The sequence below is a fragment of the Bacillus sp. FSL R5-0397 genome (genome assembly GCF_038593395.1).
GTDB lineage: Bacteria > Bacillota > Bacilli > Bacillales > Bacillaceae > Bacillus > Bacillus altitudinis.
In genome coordinates, this window is record NZ_CP151992.1 from 1954457 (window position 1) to 1973413 (window position 18957).

Consider the following 18957-nt stretch of genomic DNA (forward strand, 5'->3'; position numbering starts at 1 on the left):
TCAATCGGTATAAAAAGTAAAGCCTATAGCGCCCTTACCAGTATGACAGGAAATAATCGGTGTTGTATAAGCGATGTCAACTAGTGCATCAGGTGTGTGATCAAGCAGTGCTACTTTAAGCTTTTCTGCAAGTTCTAATGCGTCTGCATGTGCAATCCCAATTGCCTGAACGGTTTTCCCTTTCACCGCCTGTACATACTGTTTTGTCAAATAGCGGACAAGAGCGGAGTAACTTCTCACATTCGCTTCTGGTGTGTATATGCCGTCTGTTAAGCTGGCAATTGGTTTAATATGAAGAAGTGAACCGATCAGCGCCTTTCCTCTTCCAATTCGTCCACCTTTCACGAGATTTTCTAATGTATCGATTGTGACAAATAGCTTTGTTTTAAGACGAATTTTGTCCATTTCTTTGAGGATGTCATCACGGCTTGCCCCTTTTTTTGCAAGCTCTGCTGCTTTGGTGACTTGAAACCCTAAACCATAGGAAATAAAATTCGAATCGATGACAGTGATATTTCCGTCTACCATTTTAGAAGCGCTTTCAGCAGTTTGAACCGTACCACTCATCCCACCAGTTAAATGGATACTAATAACTTCGCTTCCATCTGCCGTCAGTTTTTCATATAATTCGACGAATTGACCGATCGCAGGTTGAGACGTTTTCGGCAGTTCCTCAGCGGCCTCCATTTTTTCAATAAATTCATCTGGTTGTATGTTCACTCGGTCAATATAATCAACCCCAGAAATGGAGATATTGAGCGGAATGACATGAATGGAAAGATCATTGATTTTTTCTTGCGGAAGGTCCACAGTTGAATCTGTTACAATTTTAATTTGTTTCACTATCGTCTCATCCTTGCTGTCTTAGTCTTTACATATGATATTACCTTATTTCGTGCATACTTGAAAACAACTGTCAGAACGTTTTTGAAATTGTCACATTTTCTTCTTTTCATGTAAAAAATCCTTGCCAAGATGAGTAGCCGCCATTTGAAAATGGCCGCTCACTCTCTTTGGCAAAGATTCCAATTTACGCATTGTGTTTTAGTGTAGGCTCTTGGTAGATCTGTTCATATGTGCTCCACTTGACGTTACGTTTCACATCCTCCCTGAAAGAGTACACATGCCTCTTTCCCTTAGATACATAGACTTTTTTCAAGAAAGCTTCAAGTCTAAAGGTGAGCATGAAACCATAGGATTCATCTCCCTTTAAAACAGGGACTTCTGTTACCTTGATCTGAGCTCCATCCATCCGTCTAAAACATATTGTTTTGAGCAGCACAAACGATCAATCCTCTTTTCCAATTATCTGTTAAGCCTAAATAAATAGGTGGAATAAATCTTGATCTTTATTCACTTCAACATAGTGGAAGCCTTTTTTATTCATTCGGTCAATCAGCGCTGCATAGTCATCTCTTTCTTTCAATTCGATCCCAACAAGCGCAGGTCCTTTGCTTCGGTTATTCTTTTTCGTATATTCAAAGCGTGAGATATCATCATTTGGCCCTAACACTTCATCTAAAAATTCCCTGAGAGCACCTGCTCTTTGCGGAAAATTAACGATGAAATAATGCTGGAGTCCTTCATAAATCATGGAGCGTTCTTTGATTTCTTGCATTCGGCCAATGTCATTATTGCCTCCGCTGACAATACAAACGACATTTTTGCCTTTAATCTCCTCGCGATGGGCATCTAAAGCCGCGATCGGTAACGCACCCGCTGGCTCAGCTACAATTGCACATTGATTATACAGCTCTAAAATGGTTGTACATACTTTTCCTTCTGGTACAAGACTAATCTTATCGACAACAGACTGAAGCGACGTAAACGTCTTTTCGCCAATCCGCTGAACCGCTGCTCCATCTACAAACTTATCTATTGAATCAAGTGTGACAACCTCGCCTTTCTCGTGGGAAGCATGAAGTGAGGCGGCACCAAGCGGCTCGACTGCAATAATTTCTGTTTCTGGTGCGATATTTTTCATATACGTGCCAACGCCAGATAACAAACCTCCGCCCCCAACACTTGCAAATAAAAAGTGAGGCTCCACTTCGATATCATTTAATATTTCTACAGCAGTTGTTCCTTGTCCTGCCATGACATCTAAATCATCAAACGGATGGATAAATTCCCGCTTTTCCTTATCTCCGCATTTGACTGCTTCATGATACGAATCATCAAAGGTATCTCCGGTTAAGATAATGTCAACATATTCTTTTCCGAAAAGCTCCACTTGCGATACTTTTTGCCTTGGTGTGGTAGCAGGCATAAAGATTTTCCCGTGGATACCTAAATATTTGCAAGAATAGGCAACGCCTTGTGCGTGATTTCCTGCACTGGCACAAACAATGCCGTTTTCTAGTTTTTCTTTTGGCAACTGGCTCATTTTATTAAAAGCGCCTCTTAATTTAAAAGAACGAACAACTTGCAGGTCCTCTCTTTTTAAGTAGACATTACATTCATATCGTTCAGAAAGTCGCTCATTTTTTTGAAGTGGTGTATGAATCACTACATCCTTCAAATTTTGATGGGCTTTTAAGATGTCTTTCACTTGAATTAGCGTGTTTTCTTTGAGCAACGGTTTCATGTACAAGATCCTTTCTCTTTAACCTTATTTAATTTGTCATTATAACATGAATATTCAAAAAATAAACCAATAGATCATGGATCGGAGATAAATTTCATGAACTTTTTCGTTTTTCTATACATTTGTTCTAATTGGGTGTTATAATAAAACCAATTAGAACCAAAAGAAAGGAATCGCTCGATGACCACACATCCGTTTGCTAATATATATGGAGAACACCAAGATATAAAACACGCCATTCATTTGGCAAAACAATTCACGAAAAACGATCAGCCTGTGTTGATCACAGGTGAAATTGGAACAGGCAAATCACGCTTTGCACAAGAAATGGCCCATTCATTTGCTGCGCAGGCTTCGATGAAATATATCTATTGCCCCATTGTAGATGAAGTGACTTTGCAGGAAGCATTTACTCATGCGGCAAATCATGTGCTTTATTTAGACGAAGTCAGCGCACTCAGTATTCCTATGCAGCATCAGGTCATTCGTTTTCTCGAAGATTCTCCTGCAACAAAAATCATTGCTTCTTCGTCTTTATCATTAGAGGCGATGAGCGTTTCGTCCAGTTTTTTACCTGAGCTGTTTTATCGGCTCAATGTGCTTCATATCCCTCTCCCGCCTTTAGAAGATCGAAAAACAGATATTCCTATTTTAACCGCTGCTTTCTTTCAAGAACTGAACATGACGCCTGATATCGACTCAAGTGTGTGGGAAGTCTTACAGCAATATTCGTTTGAAGGGAATGTCCAGGAGCTCAAAAATATCGTTCATTATGCAGCTGCGATCCTCGAAGGGCAAACAGTTTTCTTGCATCACTTGCCACCTTTTGTATTATTACCTCAACAAACAGCTGGTAAAGGAAAAAAAGAAGAACACCAGCTCACGCTTATGGAGAAACAAGAATTTGTTTTCTTACTCGAAGCCATTAAGTCTCTAAATGAAAAAGGAGAAGCAGCCAGCAGGCGTATCTTGTCTGAGTTAAGCAAACAAGGCGACATCCCGCTGACCCCTCAGCAAGTCAGGAGTCGATTAGATGATCTTGAGAAAAAAGCCTATGTGACGAAAGGGAAAGGCAGAGCTGGAACGAAGATTACACTTGAAGGTCTCTCATTTCTGAAGTCGCTTGATGGTTATATACCGGTTCAATAAAGGAGGACATCCATTGTTTACTGTAAAAGAAGAAATTGCCAACGCAATTACACATGGCATTGGCGTCATTTTATCCATTCCCGCCATTGTTTTTCTCGTTTTATTCGCTGTTCAATACGGTACTGTCACTGACATTATTAGCTTTTCGATATTTGGCGCGTCGATGCTGCTGCTTTATTTAAGCTCTACTTTGCTTCATAGCATTCGGCACAAAAAAACAAAAGATGTATTCGAAATCCTTGATCACTCTGCGATTTATGTATTGATTGCTGGTACATATACGCCATTTTTGCTTGGCCCATTAAAAGGCGCACTTGGCTATACTCTTCTTGCAATCGTATGGGCGCTTGCTGCAGGCGGTATCGTTTTTAAAATCTTTTTCGTCAAACGGTTTATCATTGTATCCACCCTTGTTTATTTATTAATGGGCTGGATGATTATTATCGCAATTAAACCTCTGTACGTTCAATTAACAGGAGCTGGATTCAGCCTCTTACTATTAGGCGGTATTTTGTATTCAGTCGGAACGATCTTTTATATTTGGCGGAAAATTCCCTATCATCATGCGATTTGGCACAGCTTTGTTCTCGGCGGAAGTGCATCCATGTTCTTCTGCATTCTATTTTATTGTGTCAACATCCCAGCATGATCAAAAAACCAGCATCCACATTCGGATGCTGGTTTTTTCTATGCGCGCTTTTGTGCGTAATCACTCATCTTGACCGGTGCTTTTATATGGATATCGACATTAACTGGACGAAGTCTTTTGACGATCTTCCCTGTTAAAAGACGGTCTGTGCCGCTTGTTTCAACCGGAACAAGTGAGCAGTTACATTCTTCAGCAAGCGTTTCTGCCATGACACGATACTGTTCAGAAAGCAACAGACTCTGGCCAGATAGAACTCTTTCTCTTGCTTCTTCTAATAACGCCTCATCAGATTGATTCTGCTTGATCACCGCCATCTTCTTCAACCATTGTTTTAAGATGGGATAGCGAAACAGATTCGGTTTTGCCATAAAAGCAAATGGCTTCTCTAAGTGACCAATCAGCAATGTCGTCGTCACTGGGTGATGTGCTTCTGTGACATAAATAACAGGACCATCTGGCAGCTTTTTTTGCTGATGAATGGTCATGACCGATCCTGATTGATCAATACACCCTCTGGCAAACCTTTTTGCATGCTCATGGATGAGATGCATTCGTTTCGTATAGGAAATGCGTGGATCTGTTAATTCATGATCATACAAATGCCTTATACTTTTAAAAAAGGATACAACAACATAAATCGTTAAAAACCAATAACGAAACAACCGTACTCCTCCTACTCACTTATCCTTCTTTTCTGTCATAGACGACAAATTCATAATTGTAGGGGTTCTTTTCGTCACGATGGCCTTTTTCACGTGATACAATCGTCCAATTCTCTTCATCGTAATAAGGGAAGAAACGGTCGCCTTCAAATGAATGATGGATGTGCGTGATATATAGACGATCTGCGTATGGCATCATTTCCTCATACAGCTTAGACCCGCCAATGATCAATAATTCTTCCTCGGTCTTCGCAATGTTTAAAATATCATCGATTGAATGAACTACCTCGCATCCTTCAGCTTGAAAAGAAGAACTTGTGGTTAACACGATATTCCGGCGGTTAGGCAGTGCTCGTCCAATTGATTCAAACGTTTTTCTGCCCATGACAATGGTATGGCCACTTGTGACTTTTTTAAAATACGCTAAATCAGCGGGTAAATGCCAAGGCATTTGATTATCTTTGCCAATGACTCTGTCTTTTCCTGTCGCCACTATCATGGAAATCATACACTGACTTCTCCTTTAATATGCGGATGTGGATCATAGTTCTCAAGCACAAAATCATCAAACGTAAAATCAAAAATACTTTTGACATCTCTAGTGATGCGAAGCTGCGGAAGTGTGCGCTCCTCACGCTCTAACTGCATTTTGACCTGCGGAAGATGATTTTGATAAATATGAGCATCTCCTAGCGTATGAATAAACTCTCCTGGCTCAAGGTTTGTCACTTTGGCAATCATCATCGTTAGAAGTGCATACGAAGCAATATTGAAAGGCACACCTAAAAAGATATCTGCCGAACGTTGATAGAGCTGGCACGATAATTTACCGTTTGATACGTAAAATTGAAACAAGCAATGACAAGGAGGCAGCGCCATCTGATCAATTTCTCCTGGATTCCACGCACTGACAATCAATCTTCTCGAATTAGGATGATTCTCAATATCATGGATCAGCTTGCTGATCTGATCTACTGTCTCTCCGTCTCCACTCGCCCATGATCTCCACTGCGCACCATACACACGCCCTAGCTCTCCATTTTCATCTGCCCATTCATTCCAAATACGGACACCATTTTCTTGAAGATATTTGACATTTGTATCACCTTTTAAAAACCACAGTAACTCATGAATGATTGATTTCAGGTGTAATTTCTTTGTTGTTAATAAAGGAAACCCTTCCTGTAAATCAAATCTCATTTGGTAACCGAACGTGCTGATAGTGCCTGTTCCTGTTCTGTCACCTTTTTCATCCCCGTGCTGTAATACATGACGGCATAACTCTTTGTATTGTTTCATTTTTTTCATCCTTTATTTATGTTCTTGTTGTAGTTTACCTTATTTCTGCTTTTGTTGAAACCAAAAAAACATGTCTGCAAGATGAGCAGACATGTTTTTTTTATGCTTGATTCACTCGATCCTGCTCTTCGTCCTTAATATCTTGGTGAGAGTGAGCTATGCGACTTGCTGCTGCAGCGGCAAGCGCAGCGACAAGGTCATCGAGGAAGGTGTGTACTTCACCAGGACGACCTTCATCTAATTCTCTAATAATACCAAATTTCTCTTTGTCTAGATAACCGAAGTTGGTCAAACCGATTGATCCATATACATTGACAATGGAAAGCGGAATAATCTCATCAATTCCATATAGCGGTTCATCTGTTTCAACTAAATGCTGCAAAGGTTCTGGCAAAAGCTTTTTTTCTGCCAGCTGATCAAGAGCAAGTCCTGTCAAAACTGCGTGGACAATTTCCCTTTTATTCAGCACTTTTTCAACATTTTCAATGCAGACACTAAGTGGAAGATTTGGGTTGTATTTCTCTTGGAGTTTCAGCACAATGTGTGCAATATCTTCTATTTTTACTCCACGCTCGTTTAACATCTGTTTTGTAATGCGAACCATTTCGTTCATTGTATACTTTTTCAATTGGCATGACATCTCCTTCTAGTGGCTCATCCAGCTCGGCGGGGTGTTTTTATCCCAGTAAATATTACCGAGTTCATGATGCGTCTGGAATCCATCTTCTGCTGTATGGTAGTGAAAGTTAAACCAATATCCGCTGTGAGGCGGCTGATCTCTCCTGACATGAAAACGAAGCAAATCTTCTCCAGTCTTTCTATTATAAATGTGGAAGATTTTTTCCCCATTTCCGCTTGAAGGCTGATCAGTTAAAACAACATCTTGAAATTTTTCGTCATCTTTGAAATTTGTTAAAAAGTCGGTTAACACTTGTTCAATTTTTGGTTGAATCTCTTCTCTATACTCGTCCTCAATGACAGGTGTGATTTTACGACCAAATTTGAGAAAGGATTGGTTTTCTGCACTTGATAGAACCTCTTGCTTATATTGCTCAAAGGGGTCTACCCGCTCTTTGTTGTCTTCTTGCGATAATTCCCAGCTGCGCGTATCATCTGATGTATCATAAACTGCTGTATAAGGTGATTTATCAGATGAAGAAAGTTCAGATGGCTTGTCTGTCATCAAAGCTGATGGAGGAGAGATTAAACCAAAAGTCGCAATCGTAAAGAGTGCAACGAGCGTTTTTCTCATCCACATTTTCATGATATCTAATTCCTTCCATAAGTTATCATACTGCTATTCTAGCATATAATGAATTTTCAGTCATTCAATTCGGTCATTGAGTTGAGACTTTCTTTTTCATGATAAAACGTTTACAATGACAGTAACGACGACTAAAATTTGGGAGGAATGGATATGCTTGAAGGGTTTTTCATCACAGCTTCCTTGCTGACGTTATTTTATTTTGTCTATATGGAGATCACCGATTAAAAGCCCTGAAATAGGGCTTTTTTAATTGTTAAGAGTGATTAAATTTTTGTTGATTTGTCTTCTTCTATTGAGATATATCCGTAATGGAATTGGGCGGTTTTACGTTTCATCACCTGAAATTGATAGGAATCAGTGGTAAATCGTGTGCTTTTCCAATGATCTTTTAAAACCACTCTTTTTCTAGCCACTCTCATTGCTTCTTTCACAGCGGTTTCATGGTCAAAATGATGCTCAGCTGCATGACGAAGCGGCATCATACTAGCAGACTCTTGTATGGTTTCTTCAAACATTGGGTCAAAATAGACGATATCATAGGATCGATCAGGGAGCTTCTTTAACTGCTCAATACTATCCCCGCTGATGACAGATATCCGTTTCATCGCTTCGTCTGCCTCTTTCACACCCGTTTCCCATGTGCTGAGTCCTTCTCGAACAAGCAATGCCGTCATTGGATTTTTTTCAATACCGGCCACTTTTCCATTGGCTCCTGTAGCGCAGCTTGCGGTAATCGCATCAGATCCTAAGCCAAGCGTACAATCTAAAAAGGAATCGCCCGGCTTTAATTGTGCTGCTTCTATTAATGGATCTTTTTCCCCTCGCAGAACCCGCTTCACCCTAAACATCGCTGAGCTTGGATGGAAAAAGAACTTTTCACCATTTGGCTGATACCATTCAAATCGTTCTTTCCCAACAACCAGTACATCCCCCCGCTTGATCGCAAGCTGTTTGACAGATTGTTTGCGCCGCTCGATATACTCACCATGCAAGTCCTTTGCAAGGGCCTTTGCCGTTTCAATTGTTTGTTCATTTGCTCTAAAGCTTGTTGTAATGAGCATGACGTTCCTCCATCATAATCAAGAAAAAATGCCCTGATGGATCACAGGACATTTCAACATTTGTATTAGCAATGTTTTTCAAATGCAGATAAGACGTTCTTCATAATATCTTCCATTTCATGACCTTCAATTTCGTCACGCGGGATAAAATGAACGAGTTCATTTCCTTTTAAAAGTGCCATAGATGGAGAAGATGGCTCCTCACCTGTGAAGTATTCTCTCATTTTAGCCGTTGCTTCCCGGTCCTGACCAGCAAAGACCGTCACCATTCGATCTGGTGCTTTTTCTGCTTTCATAACAGCTTGAGTAGCAGCAGGGCGTGCTAAACCGGCAGCACATCCGCATACGGAATTGACGACAACAAATGTTGTTCCTTCTGCTTCCTGCATCGTTTTTTCTACTTCTTCTTCAGTCGTCAATTCTTGAAACCCTGCACTTGTCAGTTCTTGGCGCATTGGTACGACGAGCTGACGCATATATTCTTCATATGCCATTGACATAAAAAAGCCCCCTCTATAATCCTTATGTTGTGAATAAAGGATACTATAGAGAGAGCCAATTTTCAAATGTTCAATTTCACATTAAATTTTCATGATTCCGCCTGTATTGGCTGATGTCACAAGTTTTGAGTATCTGGCAAGGTAACCTGTTTTTACTTTTGGCTCAAAGCCTTTCCAGTTTGCTTTTCTTTTTTCCCATTCTTCTTCCGGGACATCTACGCTTAAAATGCGTTTTTCGATATCGACAACGACATGATCACCATTTTCAACAAAGGCAAGCGGGCCGCCTTCTGCTGCCTCTGGAGAGACGTGTCCAATAGACAATCCGCGAGAAGCACCGGAGAATCGTCCGTCTGTAATTAAAGCAACCTTTGGACCAAGTCCCATTCCAACAATTTGTGAAGTTGGTGCAAGCATTTCAGGCATGCCTGGACCGCCTTTAGGTCCTTCATAACGAATAATGACAACATGTCCTGCTTCTACTTTTCGATTAATGATTCCTTCAAGTGCTTCCTCTTGGGATTCAAATACGATCGCAGGTCCTTCATGACGTGTGATGCCGTCTTGTACACCGCCTGTTTTAATGATCGCTCCATCTGGCGCAAGGTTTCCAAATAAAACGGCTAAACCGCCCTTTTCAGTAAATGGCTTGTCAATTGGATAAATGACGTTATAATCTTTTACCTCATGCCCCGCGATGTTCTCGCCTAACGTTTTCGCTGTGACGGTCATGGTATCTAAATGAAGAGCCCCCTCTTTTTTGGACAATTCATTTAGTGCAGCGGTCACTCCGCCAGCTTCATGTAAATCTTCAATATAAACATCTGAAGCTGGAGCAAGTTTCGATAAATGAGGCACACGTTCTGCGACTTCATTGATACGCTCAAGTGAATATTCAACGCCTGCTTCATTTGCAATCGCCAATGTATGAAGAACTGTATTGGTTGAACCACCAAGTGCCATATCTAAAGCAAATGCGTTATCAATCGCTTTTTCAGTGACAATATCACGTGGTTTAATGTCTTTTTTGATCAGCTCCATCAATTGTTTTGCTGACTTCTTCGCAAATTCTCTTCGTTCTGGTGAAGTCGCCAAAATGGTTCCATTTCCAGGAAGAGCAATCCCTAGCGCCTCTGCTAAACAGTTCATTGAGTTTGCTGTAAACATACCAGAGCAAGATCCGCATGTTGGACAGCCAAATTGCTCTAATTCGTTTAATTCCTCTTCATTAATTTTCCCTGATTGGTATGCGCCTACGCCTTCAAAGACAGAAGAAAGAGAAATTTTTCTGCCATCACTTGTTCTACCAGCTTCCATCGGTCCACCACTGACAAATACAGTTGGGATATTCACACGCATGGCAGCCATCATCATACCTGGCGTGATTTTATCACAGTTAGGAATACAAACCATGCCATCAAACCAGTGTGCAGACACCACGGTCTCTACTGAATCAGCAATGATTTCACGGCTTGGCAATGAATATCTCATCCCAATATGCCCCATCGCAATACCATCATCTACCCCAATTGTATTGAATTCAAATGGAACACCGCCAGCTTCACGAATGGCTTCTTTCACAATTTTTCCGAATTCCTGAAGATGGACATGCCCTGGGACAATATCAATATAGGAATTACATACGGCAATAAACGGTTTGCCAAAATCCTCATCTTTTACCCCAGCTGCTCTTAGTAAGCTTCGGTGAGGTGCTCTGTCAATTCCTTGTTTAATCATATTACTGCGAAGTTCTGCCATCTGTTTAAAAAGCCTCCTATACTACTAGTCTTGTTGACTGTATGATTTTGAGTTCATTTTATTTTACAAATTTTCTGTTTATTTAGCCACCTATAATAGATAGTGACTGATTTCTCTGCTGAAGCAAGTGCTCAGCAAGGATTGTGTCATAAAATCTGACCTCCAATATTCTATATTGGTACTACTATATAGAGTTTTTTCTCATATTTCAACAATATTCAAAATAATTTTTCTAAAAAAATTTTTCTGCCAATAAAAAAGCCATTTTCAGAAAACAAGCTGCCTTTTATTGGCAGCCTGCTCGTCTTTCTTATGATTCTGATGCATTTTTTCTACTTTCTGTCATTTGCTTCCACACAGAGCCTTTTGCTTCTTCTCCGTGCTCAATTCGTTCGATGGCCATTTTTACTTGAAGACTGACTTCAAATTCAGGGTCCTGCTCCGCTTCTTTTAAAGCTTCTAGTGCTGTTTCGTCACCTTCTTCATAAAGGAACATGGCCGCACGCCAGCGGACAAGCTTACTTGGGTCCTTTAAGGCTTGGATCATCGCTTCAATCGCACTAGGATCACCAAGATCCGAAATACAATCTCCTGCAGTTCTTCTAACTGTCACTGTTTTATCTTCAAGCCCTTTATACAAAATAGGCAAAATGGCTGGATCTTCAATCATGCCAGCATTCACAACAGCTTGTCTGCGAATCGATGTTTTTGGATCCTCCATCGCTTTCATTAAAACAGGTATATCTTTTTTCTCTGGCTGCATTTGCTCTAAATGAGCAAAACGTTTCTTCCAATCTTCATCGCGCAGCATCTCTTCTGTCACATCATATGCTTTTCGGTTCACTTGTTTATCTACAGCCTCTTGACCTTCCTTCACTGCCTCTGTTAAACGGGATAAACGCTCGTCGTCATATGCAGCTTGCAGCTCTTCTGTGACTTCTTGACCGATATCAGCGAATTCTCCAAAACGTACGCCATGTTCTTTCCACACACGTTCAAATACAACATTATCTGAACTGCTTCTTAGCTTTAAAATCGCTGCCTGGAAACGTTCAGGCATTCCAAATCGTTCTTCTCTTTCACCGTCTGTCAGCTTCACCTGCATCGGAATCCCATTAAACATTTGAACAAACACTTTGACTTCTCCAAATGTGTCATCACCTGACTGCGATTCTCCCTGAAGCCCTTCTGTTTCTTGTCCAAAGGCTTCTCTGACTTGCTGTAAAATACCTTGCCAGTCAAATTTCGCATTGCGCTCAACCGCTAAGAAATCAGCTACATGGTAAACACCTTTTACACCTTCAATGGTTAAAATGCGCTTAATCATCTCTGGCGCTTCGTCTTTTTGATCTTTTTTGTAGTTATTGCTTTTACCGCCTGCAAGCGCTTCTGTCAAAATGACTTTCATTGTATTCGGGCTTGGCGTTGGTTCTATGGCAGTTATTTTCATCTATACATCCTCCTTACACACATAAAGACCCTACTCATCTGTAAGGCCGCATTCTTCTTTCCATGTCTTAATAAATAGACACATAAACTCATGTCGCTCATGAGCCAGCTGCTTTCCAGCACGTGTGTTCATCAAGTCTTTTAATTGAAGCAGCTTTTCTTGCATATGCAAAAGTACTGTGCCTTGGTGAGCACCCTCTGTATAGTGAGGCTCCCCTTTTGCACCGGCATATGTAAACACCCTTGCAATCCCAGTTGCACCTATCGCATCCAGTCGATCTGCATCTTGAACAATGGCCCCTTCTAATGTCACTGGCTTATGCTGCATATGCCGGTGACGAAAAGACATCGTTGTAATGATATCCATGATATAGCGAATATCTCGCGTGTCCACTTCCCACAAAAGGAGCTGCTGCTTGAGATCATGCGGTGAAAGCTTCCATTCACTAGACAGCTTGTCATCAATTACATCATGGACAATCGCTGCCATTTCAATGACAAAAAGCGCCCCGCCCTCCTGTTGTGCAATATGGACGGCAAGCTGGCGAACACGATTGATATGAGCTTCATCGTGTCCAGTCGGTTCATTCTTTAGCTGTTTTGAAACAAAGGAGGCAGCTGCCTCCAATTGTTCTTGCTGCTTACTCGAATACATGCTTATTTCTCCAAAAGAGCGATAATGGAGCTTTCTAATTCTTTTGGTGGTGTTTTAGGAGAGAATCGTTCAGTCACTTCTCCGTTTTGGTCAACGATAAATTTTGTAAAATTCCATTTCACCGTTTTTGTACCAAGCACACCTTTCGCATGACTCGTTAAGTATTTGAAAAGCGGATGCGCATTGTCACCATTGACATCTACTTTTGCAAACATCGGGAAGGTCACACCATAGTTTAACGAACAGAATTCTTGAATTGCTTCTTCCCCTTCTGGCTCTTGATTCATAAATTGATTGCACGGAAATCCTAAAATTTCAAGGCCCTTTTCATGATATTGATCGTATAACTCTTGTAATTGTTTAAATTGAGGGGTCAGTCCACATTTGCTCGCTGTGTTCACGATGATCAGTACTTTCCCTTTGTAATCTGCCATTGATTTTTCCTGACCGTTAATGGTCTTGACCTGAATATCATAAATTGACATCTCATAGCCTCCTAGGATTCACTTTTTCCTATCGTAACATGCTTCTTTTAGAAAATCGCTTTTTATGCTTCCTGCTAAAAGAGTCCAGTCACACTGCCGTCTTCTAATAAATCCATCTCAAGTGCCGCAGGTTTTTTAGGGAGACCTGGCATGGTCAGGATGCTTCCCGTTAGTGCAATGATAAAACCTGCTCCTACAGATGGTTTTAACTCCCGAATCGTAACGGTGAAGCCTTTTGGTCTGCCGATTAAAGCCGGATCATCCGATAGTGAATATTGCGTTTTTGCCATACAAACCGGCAAATGGGCCCAGCCATTTTTCTCAATTGCAGCTAGCTGCTTTCTTGCTTTTGATGTAAGGTTGATGCCGTCTGCACCATAAACCACTTTGGCGACTTTTGACAACTTTTCTTCAATGGAATCTTGCTCCTCATATAAATAAGAAAAGCTGTTTTCATTCTTTTCAATGAGTGTCGTGAGCTCTTCGGCAAGTGCTACGCCGCCAGCTCCCCCTTCTTCCCATACATTGACGGCTTTGACTGGATGTCCATTCGTTTCGCACCAGTTTTCTATTGCTTGAATTTCTTCTTTTGTATCGGTAATAAAACGGTTCACTGCAACGATGTATGGTAGACCGAAGGCTTGCACTGTTTCAATATGCTTCTCTAAATTATGTATACCTTCTAATACAGCCTGTGCATTTGCTTCCTTGAGCTCTGTTTTCTGCATTCCGCCATGCATTTTTAGCGCCCTGACAGTTGCTACAATGACAACAGCGCCTGGTTTAAAATCACCGGCTCTTGTTTTGATGTGAAGAAATTTTTCCGCGCCGAGGTCTGCACCAAATCCCGCTTCTGTTACAACGTAATCTGCTAGTTTTGCCGCCATTTTTGTGGCAATTAAACTATTGCATCCATGTGCAATATTGGCAAAAGGACCACCATGAACAAGGGCTGGAGTTCCTTCAATCGTTTGAACAAGGTTTGGTTTCAGCGCATCTTTTAAAAGCAAGGTTAATACGCCTTCATATCCTAGATTTCCAACTGTGACCGGTTCACCTTCTTGATTGTAGGCAACAACAATAGAAGAAAGACGTTTTTTTAGATCGTTTAAGTCGTCTGCTAAACAGAGGATGGCCATCATTTCGGATGCAACCGTAATATCAAACCCATCTTCTCTAGGGTACCCATTTAATTGACCGCCAAGTCCTACAACCACTTGTCTTAGAGCACGATCGTTTAAATCTAACACTCGTTTCCATACAATTCGGCGTGCGTCGATCCCAAGCTCATTTCCGTGATGGATATGATTATCAATAAAAGCAGATAAAGCGTTATGTGCAGATGTAATCGCATGAAAATCCCCTGTGAAATGAAGATTGATTTCTTCCATAGGCAACACCTGTGAATATCCGCCGCCAGCTGCACCGCCTTTAATACCCATTGTGGGACCTAGTGAAGGTTCACGCATGGCAATGATCGCTTTTTTCCCAATTTTCTCGAAGGCTTGACCGAGGCCAACTGTTACGGTGGACTTCCCCTCACCTGCTGGCGTTGGGTTGATCGAAGTCACAAGAATCACATTTCCTTCTTTTTGTTCCTTTAAACGGTCAAAAATAGTCAAAGATATTTTCGCTTTTGTGAAACCATAGCATTCTAATTCTTCGTCATGTATTTGTAATTTTGCTGCGATGTCTTGAATCGGTCTCAGCTTTGCCTTTTGGGCAATGTCAATATCTGATAAATGCTTTGTGATCATGATTAATGGCCTCCTTTTTTGACAGAAACAGCTTTCTTTTTTGCTCTATTTTTCATTGTAACATAATTGAAACATTGAAATATCGCCAGAAAGTTCCTATAATGAAGTGAAATTAGCTTTGGTTCAGGGGGTGGCGAGTTGCCTATTAACATACCAGTTCATCTGCCGGCAAAACAAATACTAGAGAGCGAAAACATTTTCGTCATGGATGAGACAAGGGCATTCAAACAAGATATCCGTCCTTTGAATATCGTGATCTTAAATTTAATGCCAAAAAAAATACAAACTGAAACGCAGCTGCTGAGAATGCTCGGAAATTCTCCTTTGCAAGTGTATTTTACATTTTTGATTCCAAGTACACATACACCGAAGAATACATCGAGAGAGCATCTAGATGAATTTTATACGACCTTTGACTCGATTCGCCATAAAAAATTTGATGGCATGATCATTACAGGTGCACCAATTGAGCATTTAGCTTTCGAAGAAGTTTCCTATTGGAAAGAACTGCAGGACATTTTGGACTGGAGTAAAACGAATGTGACGTCTACTCTCCATATATGCTGGGGGGCACAGGCTGGTCTTTATCATCATTATGACATTGAAAAAATCAAGCTTCCAGAGAAAAAATTCGGTGTTTTTGAGCATCTTGTCAAAGAGAAAAAAGAAAGATTAGTAAGAGGTTTCGATGAAGTATACTATGTCCCACATTCTAGGCATACAGATATTAATACAGAACAATTAAAAAACACGCCGAATCTAAAAGTATTGAGCACGTCTGAGGAAGCTGGTGTTTGTTTAATTGTTTCAGATGATGATAAACAAGTATTTTTAACTGGACATCCTGAATACGATACAGATACATTGAAGCAGGAATATGAAAGAGATTTGTTGAAACATGATACAGTCAAAAAACCCGTCCACTATTTTATAGAAGATGGAGACACATTAGTCCCAGTGAACCGCTGGAAAGCCCATGCCACTTTGCTGTTTATGAATTGGCTTAATTACTATGTTTATCAAGAAACACCATATGTGTGGGAATAAAATAGACTGTAGTCTGATGATAAATGCTTAAAATGTGTTAAAATACAAATGGCTCTGTCTTCCATTATCAATTTAGTCTGTTTGTTTTTTAAAATTAGTTTAATTCTTTCGTAACGAATGATATGCTCTCGCTGTTTATATGTTATCTTTATGTATATGTAGACCTATGAGATTTATAGTTTCGTACGAAGTTTTGTTGTTGTTGATTACATTTGAGGTGAATATTCTTGAATACCAATAAAAAAATATTAATCTTGACCGCAAATTATGGAAATGGACATATGCAGGTTGCAAAAACACTGTATGATGAATGCAAATCCCAAGGGTTTGAACATGTGATAGTTTCTAATTTGTATCAAGAATCAAATCCCATTGTGTCCGAAGTGACTCAATATTTATATTTAAAGAGCTTCTCCATTGGGAAACAATTTTATCGCTTGTTTTATTACGGTGTAGATAAAATTTACAATAAACGCAAATTTAACATTTATTTAAAGATGGGAAATAAGCGTCTTGATGAATTAATTCAATTACACAATCCGGATATCATCATCATTACATTCCCGATGATTGTTGTACCTGAATACCGAAACAAAACAGGTAAAGTCATTCCAACATTTAATGTGATGACAGACTTTTGTCTTCATAAAATTTGGGTACATGAAAACATTGACCGATACTATGTTGCAACCGATTATGTGAAACAAAAGCTAGTAGAAATCGGCACACATCCAAGCGATGTCAAGGTAACAGGCATTCCGATTAGACCACAATTTGAAGTAGACGTGCCTAAATCGATCATCTATAAAAAATATGGATTATCATCAGACAAAAAAGTCCTTCTCATTATGGCGGGTGCCCATGGTGTACTAAAAAATGTGAAGGAACTGTGTGAAGCACTACTTCTTGACAGTGAAGTACAAATTGTTGTTGTGTGCGGTAAGAATGCAGCGCTGAAGCAATCGCTTAGCGAACTTGAACAAGCACACCCAAATCAATTGAAGGCGCTTGGATATGTGGAACAAATTGATGAATTGTTCAGAGTAACGGACTGTATGATTACAAAACCGGGCGGAATTACATTAACAGAAGCAACAGCAATTGGTGTCCCAGTTATTCTTTACAAACCTGTTCCAGGACAAGAAAAAGAAAATGCTCTTTTCTTTGAAGATTACGGCGCTGCCATTGTCATCAACAGACACGAAGACATTTTAGAATCTGTCACCAACTTGCTGCAAGACGAAGAAAAATTAGAATCCATGAAACAAAACATCAAAAAATTACACTTAAAACAGTCTTCTCAAACCATTTTAGAAGATATCGTCGAACAATCAGATCTGATCATGAGCAACAAATCGTATGCTCAAGCATTATCATAAAAGGTGTCCGTCATTGACGGACACCTTTCTTCTTTTAACCTTGATTCCCATTCGTTGTATACACTTCTTCAAACGGCTGCACGACAACAAAGCCACTTCCGCTAAACTTCATTTGAATGGACTCTCCGCTTCCCCTGCCAATAAACGTTTTGAACGATACATCTGTCACAAATTCAGTCTGCAAATCTCCTGACCATGCGACCGTCGCATTCGGATCTGTATAAACAGAATCACCTGGCTGAACAATCAGCGTCAGCGGTTCGTAATGACTTGTGATTGCCACAAGACCTGGTCCTTCAAGTTTGACATTAAATAATCCGCCTGCAAGCATGCCAGACACCTTTTTCATTAATTTAATATCCCACCGAACAGACGGTTCAAATGCGAGCAAGTCGTTTCCATTAACGAAAATAGACTCCCCTTGAGCCAATCGAAGAATCGAAATTTTTTTCCCTTGGTCTGCTACATATAATTTCCCATCACCTGTGGCCTTCATCAAAGAAGTTCCTTCTCCTGATAACATTTTTTTGAACATCTTTGACACACCGTGTTCAAACACACCTTCACGTTCAAACTTTATTTTCCCCCGATATGAAACCATGGAGCCTGTTTTTGCCCAAATGGTATCCGTTAAATTAATTTCTAACAATCTTGGTGTTTCAAGTTCAAAAACCCCTTCCCCTTTGTCTTCTTGCTGCGTATTCTGAACAAACTCCTCAATTGTGTAACGATTCATGACGCACCTCTTTCTGTATTTTTACTATATACGGACAAGTTATACGTTAGGTTTCATGAGATTAGGACGTTTTATAGATAAATGTCATTCACTAAAAAAACAAAAAAATCAAACATTCTGCTCAAAATTTGGCTTGCCTGCTTGACGCTTTACTTTTGATGGTGTATAGTGGAACCATCATTTAACAACTTCTTAAGTCGTTAGGTGATGAAAAATTTTTTTTAGTATGCCGAAAGGTGTGCTACAGTACTAGGAGGAAAAAGCAATATGCAAAACGGTAAAGTTAAATGGTTCAATAATGAAAAAGGTTTCGGCTTCATTGAAGTTGAAGGCGGAGACGACGTATTCGTTCACTTCACAGCTATCGAAGGTGACGGTTACAAATCTCTAGAAGAAGGACAAGAAGTTTCTTTTGAAATCGTTGAAGGTAATCGTGGACCTCAAGCTGCAAACGTAACAAAAATCTAATCAACTCAATCAATGATGAAACGACAAAATAAAGAGAGGCGTATGCCTC

At 40.2% G+C, this 18957-nt stretch carries 21 protein-coding genes; 5 read left to right on the forward strand and 16 right to left on the reverse strand.

Features of this window, described 5'->3' with window-relative positions:
- The 3 genes from NSQ70_RS09825 to ilvA form a co-directional block, all read right to left on the reverse strand.
- Nucleotides 1-843 (reverse strand): DegV family protein, encoded by an 843-nt coding sequence (locus NSQ70_RS09825; RefSeq protein ID WP_268373069.1) that lies wholly within the window; start codon nucleotides 841-843, stop codon nucleotides 1-3.
- Between the two features lie 187 nt (nucleotides 844-1030).
- Nucleotides 1031-1282, reverse strand: coding sequence for a YpmP family protein (locus NSQ70_RS09830; protein WP_008346400.1), 252 nt, complete (start codon nucleotides 1280-1282; stop codon nucleotides 1031-1033).
- 36 nt (nucleotides 1283-1318) lie between these two features.
- On the reverse strand, nucleotides 1319-2587 hold the full coding sequence (gene ilvA / locus NSQ70_RS09835) for a threonine ammonia-lyase IlvA (RefSeq protein WP_008346398.1): 1269 nt from the start codon (nucleotides 2585-2587) through the stop codon (nucleotides 1319-1321).
- Nucleotides 2588-2767: 180 nt separating this feature from the next.
- Here ilvA and NSQ70_RS09840 point away from each other — a divergent pair, with 180 nt between their 5' ends.
- Together NSQ70_RS09840 and NSQ70_RS09845 are read left to right on the forward strand one after the other, a co-directional pair.
- On the forward strand, nucleotides 2768-3736 hold the full coding sequence (locus tag NSQ70_RS09840; protein ID WP_024718555.1) for a sigma 54-interacting transcriptional regulator: 969 nt from the start codon (nucleotides 2768-2770) through the stop codon (nucleotides 3734-3736).
- 13 nt (nucleotides 3737-3749) lie between these two features.
- Nucleotides 3750-4385: a hemolysin III family protein gene (locus tag NSQ70_RS09845; protein WP_039165595.1), complete on the forward strand. Its 636-nt coding sequence runs from the start codon at nucleotides 3750-3752 to the stop codon at nucleotides 4383-4385.
- A 38-nt stretch (nucleotides 4386-4423) separates the two neighbouring features.
- On the opposite strand, the gene NSQ70_RS09850 is transcribed toward NSQ70_RS09845, so the two are convergent.
- From NSQ70_RS09850 to NSQ70_RS09905, 12 genes are all read right to left on the reverse strand, one after another.
- Complete coding sequence (locus NSQ70_RS09850) at nucleotides 4424-5047, reverse strand: 1-acyl-sn-glycerol-3-phosphate acyltransferase (RefSeq protein WP_342502136.1); 624 nt, start codon at nucleotides 5045-5047, stop codon at nucleotides 4424-4426.
- Between the two features lie 19 nt (nucleotides 5048-5066).
- Entirely contained in the window at nucleotides 5067-5555 is a 489-nt protein-coding gene (folA, locus tag NSQ70_RS09855) for a type 3 dihydrofolate reductase (protein WP_041507056.1), read from the reverse strand.
- Complete coding sequence (locus NSQ70_RS09860) at nucleotides 5552-6346, reverse strand: thymidylate synthase (protein WP_017367468.1); 795 nt, start codon at nucleotides 6344-6346, stop codon at nucleotides 5552-5554. Before NSQ70_RS09860 ends, folA begins: the two co-directional genes overlap by 4 nt.
- Nucleotides 6347-6446: 100 nt before the next feature.
- A complete protein-coding gene (locus tag NSQ70_RS09865) occupies nucleotides 6447-6974 on the reverse strand; it encodes a phosphatidylglycerophosphatase A (RefSeq protein ID WP_008346387.1) in 528 nt (175 codons plus the stop codon).
- 18 nt (nucleotides 6975-6992) lie between these two features.
- On the reverse strand, nucleotides 6993-7610 hold the full coding sequence (locus NSQ70_RS09870) for a YpjP family protein (protein ID WP_024718552.1): 618 nt from the start codon (nucleotides 7608-7610) through the stop codon (nucleotides 6993-6995).
- Nucleotides 7611-7876: 266 nt separating this feature from the next.
- The gene (locus NSQ70_RS09875) at nucleotides 7877-8674 is read right to left on the reverse strand and encodes a class I SAM-dependent methyltransferase (protein ID WP_284725381.1); all 798 of its coding nucleotides are present in this window, start codon (nucleotides 8672-8674) and stop codon (nucleotides 7877-7879) included.
- A 65-nt stretch (nucleotides 8675-8739) separates the two neighbouring features.
- Nucleotides 8740-9174: a BrxA/BrxB family bacilliredoxin gene (locus NSQ70_RS09880; protein WP_008346384.1), complete on the reverse strand. Its 435-nt coding sequence runs from the start codon at nucleotides 9172-9174 to the stop codon at nucleotides 8740-8742.
- A gap of 81 nt (nucleotides 9175-9255) precedes the next feature.
- Complete coding sequence (ilvD, locus tag NSQ70_RS09885; RefSeq protein ID WP_007500822.1) at nucleotides 9256-10932, reverse strand: dihydroxy-acid dehydratase; 1677 nt, start codon at nucleotides 10930-10932, stop codon at nucleotides 9256-9258.
- 310 nt (nucleotides 10933-11242) lie between these two features.
- Nucleotides 11243-12382, reverse strand: coding sequence for a conserved virulence factor C family protein (locus NSQ70_RS09890; protein WP_017367471.1), 1140 nt, complete (start codon nucleotides 12380-12382; stop codon nucleotides 11243-11245).
- Nucleotides 12383-12412: 30 nt separating this feature from the next.
- Nucleotides 12413-13036, reverse strand: a complete 624-nt coding sequence (locus tag NSQ70_RS09895) for an HD domain-containing protein (RefSeq protein WP_144665659.1) — start codon at nucleotides 13034-13036, stop codon at nucleotides 12413-12415.
- Between the two features lie 2 nt (nucleotides 13037-13038).
- On the reverse strand, nucleotides 13039-13521 hold the full coding sequence (locus tag NSQ70_RS09900; RefSeq protein WP_007500827.1) for a glutathione peroxidase: 483 nt from the start codon (nucleotides 13519-13521) through the stop codon (nucleotides 13039-13041).
- Nucleotides 13522-13595: 74 nt separating this feature from the next.
- Nucleotides 13596-15278, reverse strand: coding sequence for a formate--tetrahydrofolate ligase (locus NSQ70_RS09905; protein WP_326378871.1), 1683 nt, complete (start codon nucleotides 15276-15278; stop codon nucleotides 13596-13598).
- A 138-nt stretch (nucleotides 15279-15416) separates the two neighbouring features.
- Here NSQ70_RS09905 and metA point away from each other — a divergent pair, with 138 nt between their 5' ends.
- Nucleotides 15417-16325: a homoserine O-succinyltransferase gene (metA, locus tag NSQ70_RS09910; protein WP_342502137.1), complete on the forward strand. Its 909-nt coding sequence runs from the start codon at nucleotides 15417-15419 to the stop codon at nucleotides 16323-16325.
- A gap of 227 nt (nucleotides 16326-16552) precedes the next feature.
- Nucleotides 16553-17704 carry a diglucosyl diacylglycerol synthase gene (locus NSQ70_RS09915; RefSeq protein ID WP_007500831.1) on the forward strand — a complete coding sequence of 384 codons (1152 nt, stop codon included), beginning with the start codon at nucleotides 16553-16555 and terminating at the stop codon, nucleotides 17702-17704.
- Nucleotides 17705-17738: 34 nt separating this feature from the next.
- Here the strand turns inward: NSQ70_RS09915 and NSQ70_RS09920 are convergent, their stop codons facing one another.
- Nucleotides 17739-18440: an AIM24 family protein gene (locus NSQ70_RS09920; protein WP_007500832.1), complete on the reverse strand. Its 702-nt coding sequence runs from the start codon at nucleotides 18438-18440 to the stop codon at nucleotides 17739-17741.
- Nucleotides 18441-18707: 267 nt separating this feature from the next.
- Between NSQ70_RS09920 and cspD the strand changes: the two genes are divergently transcribed.
- Nucleotides 18708-18908, forward strand: a complete 201-nt coding sequence (cspD, locus tag NSQ70_RS09925) for a cold-shock protein CspD (protein ID WP_003215784.1) — start codon at nucleotides 18708-18710, stop codon at nucleotides 18906-18908.
- Nucleotides 18909-18957: the final 49 nt, after the last annotated feature.

Excerpts from the sequence above, each read along its gene's own strand:
- NSQ70_RS09880 (WP_008346384.1), bottom strand. The coding sequence starts at position 9,174 with ATGTCAATGGCATATGAAGAATATATGCGTCAGCTCGTCGTACCAATG.
- NSQ70_RS09860 (WP_017367468.1), bottom strand. The coding sequence starts at position 6,346 with ATGAAACAATACAAAGAGTTATGCCGTCATGTATTACAGCACGGGGAT.
- NSQ70_RS09840 (WP_024718555.1), top strand. The coding sequence starts at position 2,768 with ATGACCACACATCCGTTTGCTAATATATATGGAGAACACCAAGATATA.
- cspD (WP_003215784.1), top strand. The coding sequence starts at position 18,708 with ATGCAAAACGGTAAAGTTAAATGGTTCAATAATGAAAAAGGTTTCGGC.
- folA (WP_041507056.1), bottom strand. The coding sequence starts at position 5,555 with ATGATTTCCATGATAGTGGCGACAGGAAAAGACAGAGTCATTGGCAAA.
- NSQ70_RS09905 (WP_326378871.1), bottom strand. The coding sequence starts at position 15,278 with ATGATCACAAAGCATTTATCAGATATTGACATTGCCCAAAAGGCAAAG.
- ilvA (WP_008346398.1), bottom strand. The coding sequence starts at position 2,587 with ATGAAACCGTTGCTCAAAGAAAACACGCTAATTCAAGTGAAAGACATC.
- NSQ70_RS09870 (WP_024718552.1), bottom strand. The coding sequence starts at position 7,610 with ATGAAAATGTGGATGAGAAAAACGCTCGTTGCACTCTTTACGATTGCG.
- NSQ70_RS09890 (WP_017367471.1), bottom strand. The coding sequence starts at position 12,382 with ATGAAAATAACTGCCATAGAACCAACGCCAAGCCCGAATACAATGAAA.
- ilvD (WP_007500822.1), bottom strand. The coding sequence starts at position 10,932 with ATGGCAGAACTTCGCAGTAATATGATTAAACAAGGAATTGACAGAGCA.
- NSQ70_RS09875 (WP_284725381.1), bottom strand. The coding sequence starts at position 8,674 with ATGCTCATTACAACAAGCTTTAGAGCAAATGAACAAACAATTGAAACG.
- NSQ70_RS09900 (WP_007500827.1), bottom strand. The coding sequence starts at position 13,521 with ATGTCAATTTATGATATTCAGGTCAAGACCATTAACGGTCAGGAAAAA.
- NSQ70_RS09895 (WP_144665659.1), bottom strand. The coding sequence starts at position 13,036 with ATGTATTCGAGTAAGCAGCAAGAACAATTGGAGGCAGCTGCCTCCTTT.
- NSQ70_RS09920 (WP_007500832.1), bottom strand. The coding sequence starts at position 18,440 with ATGAATCGTTACACAATTGAGGAGTTTGTTCAGAATACGCAGCAAGAA.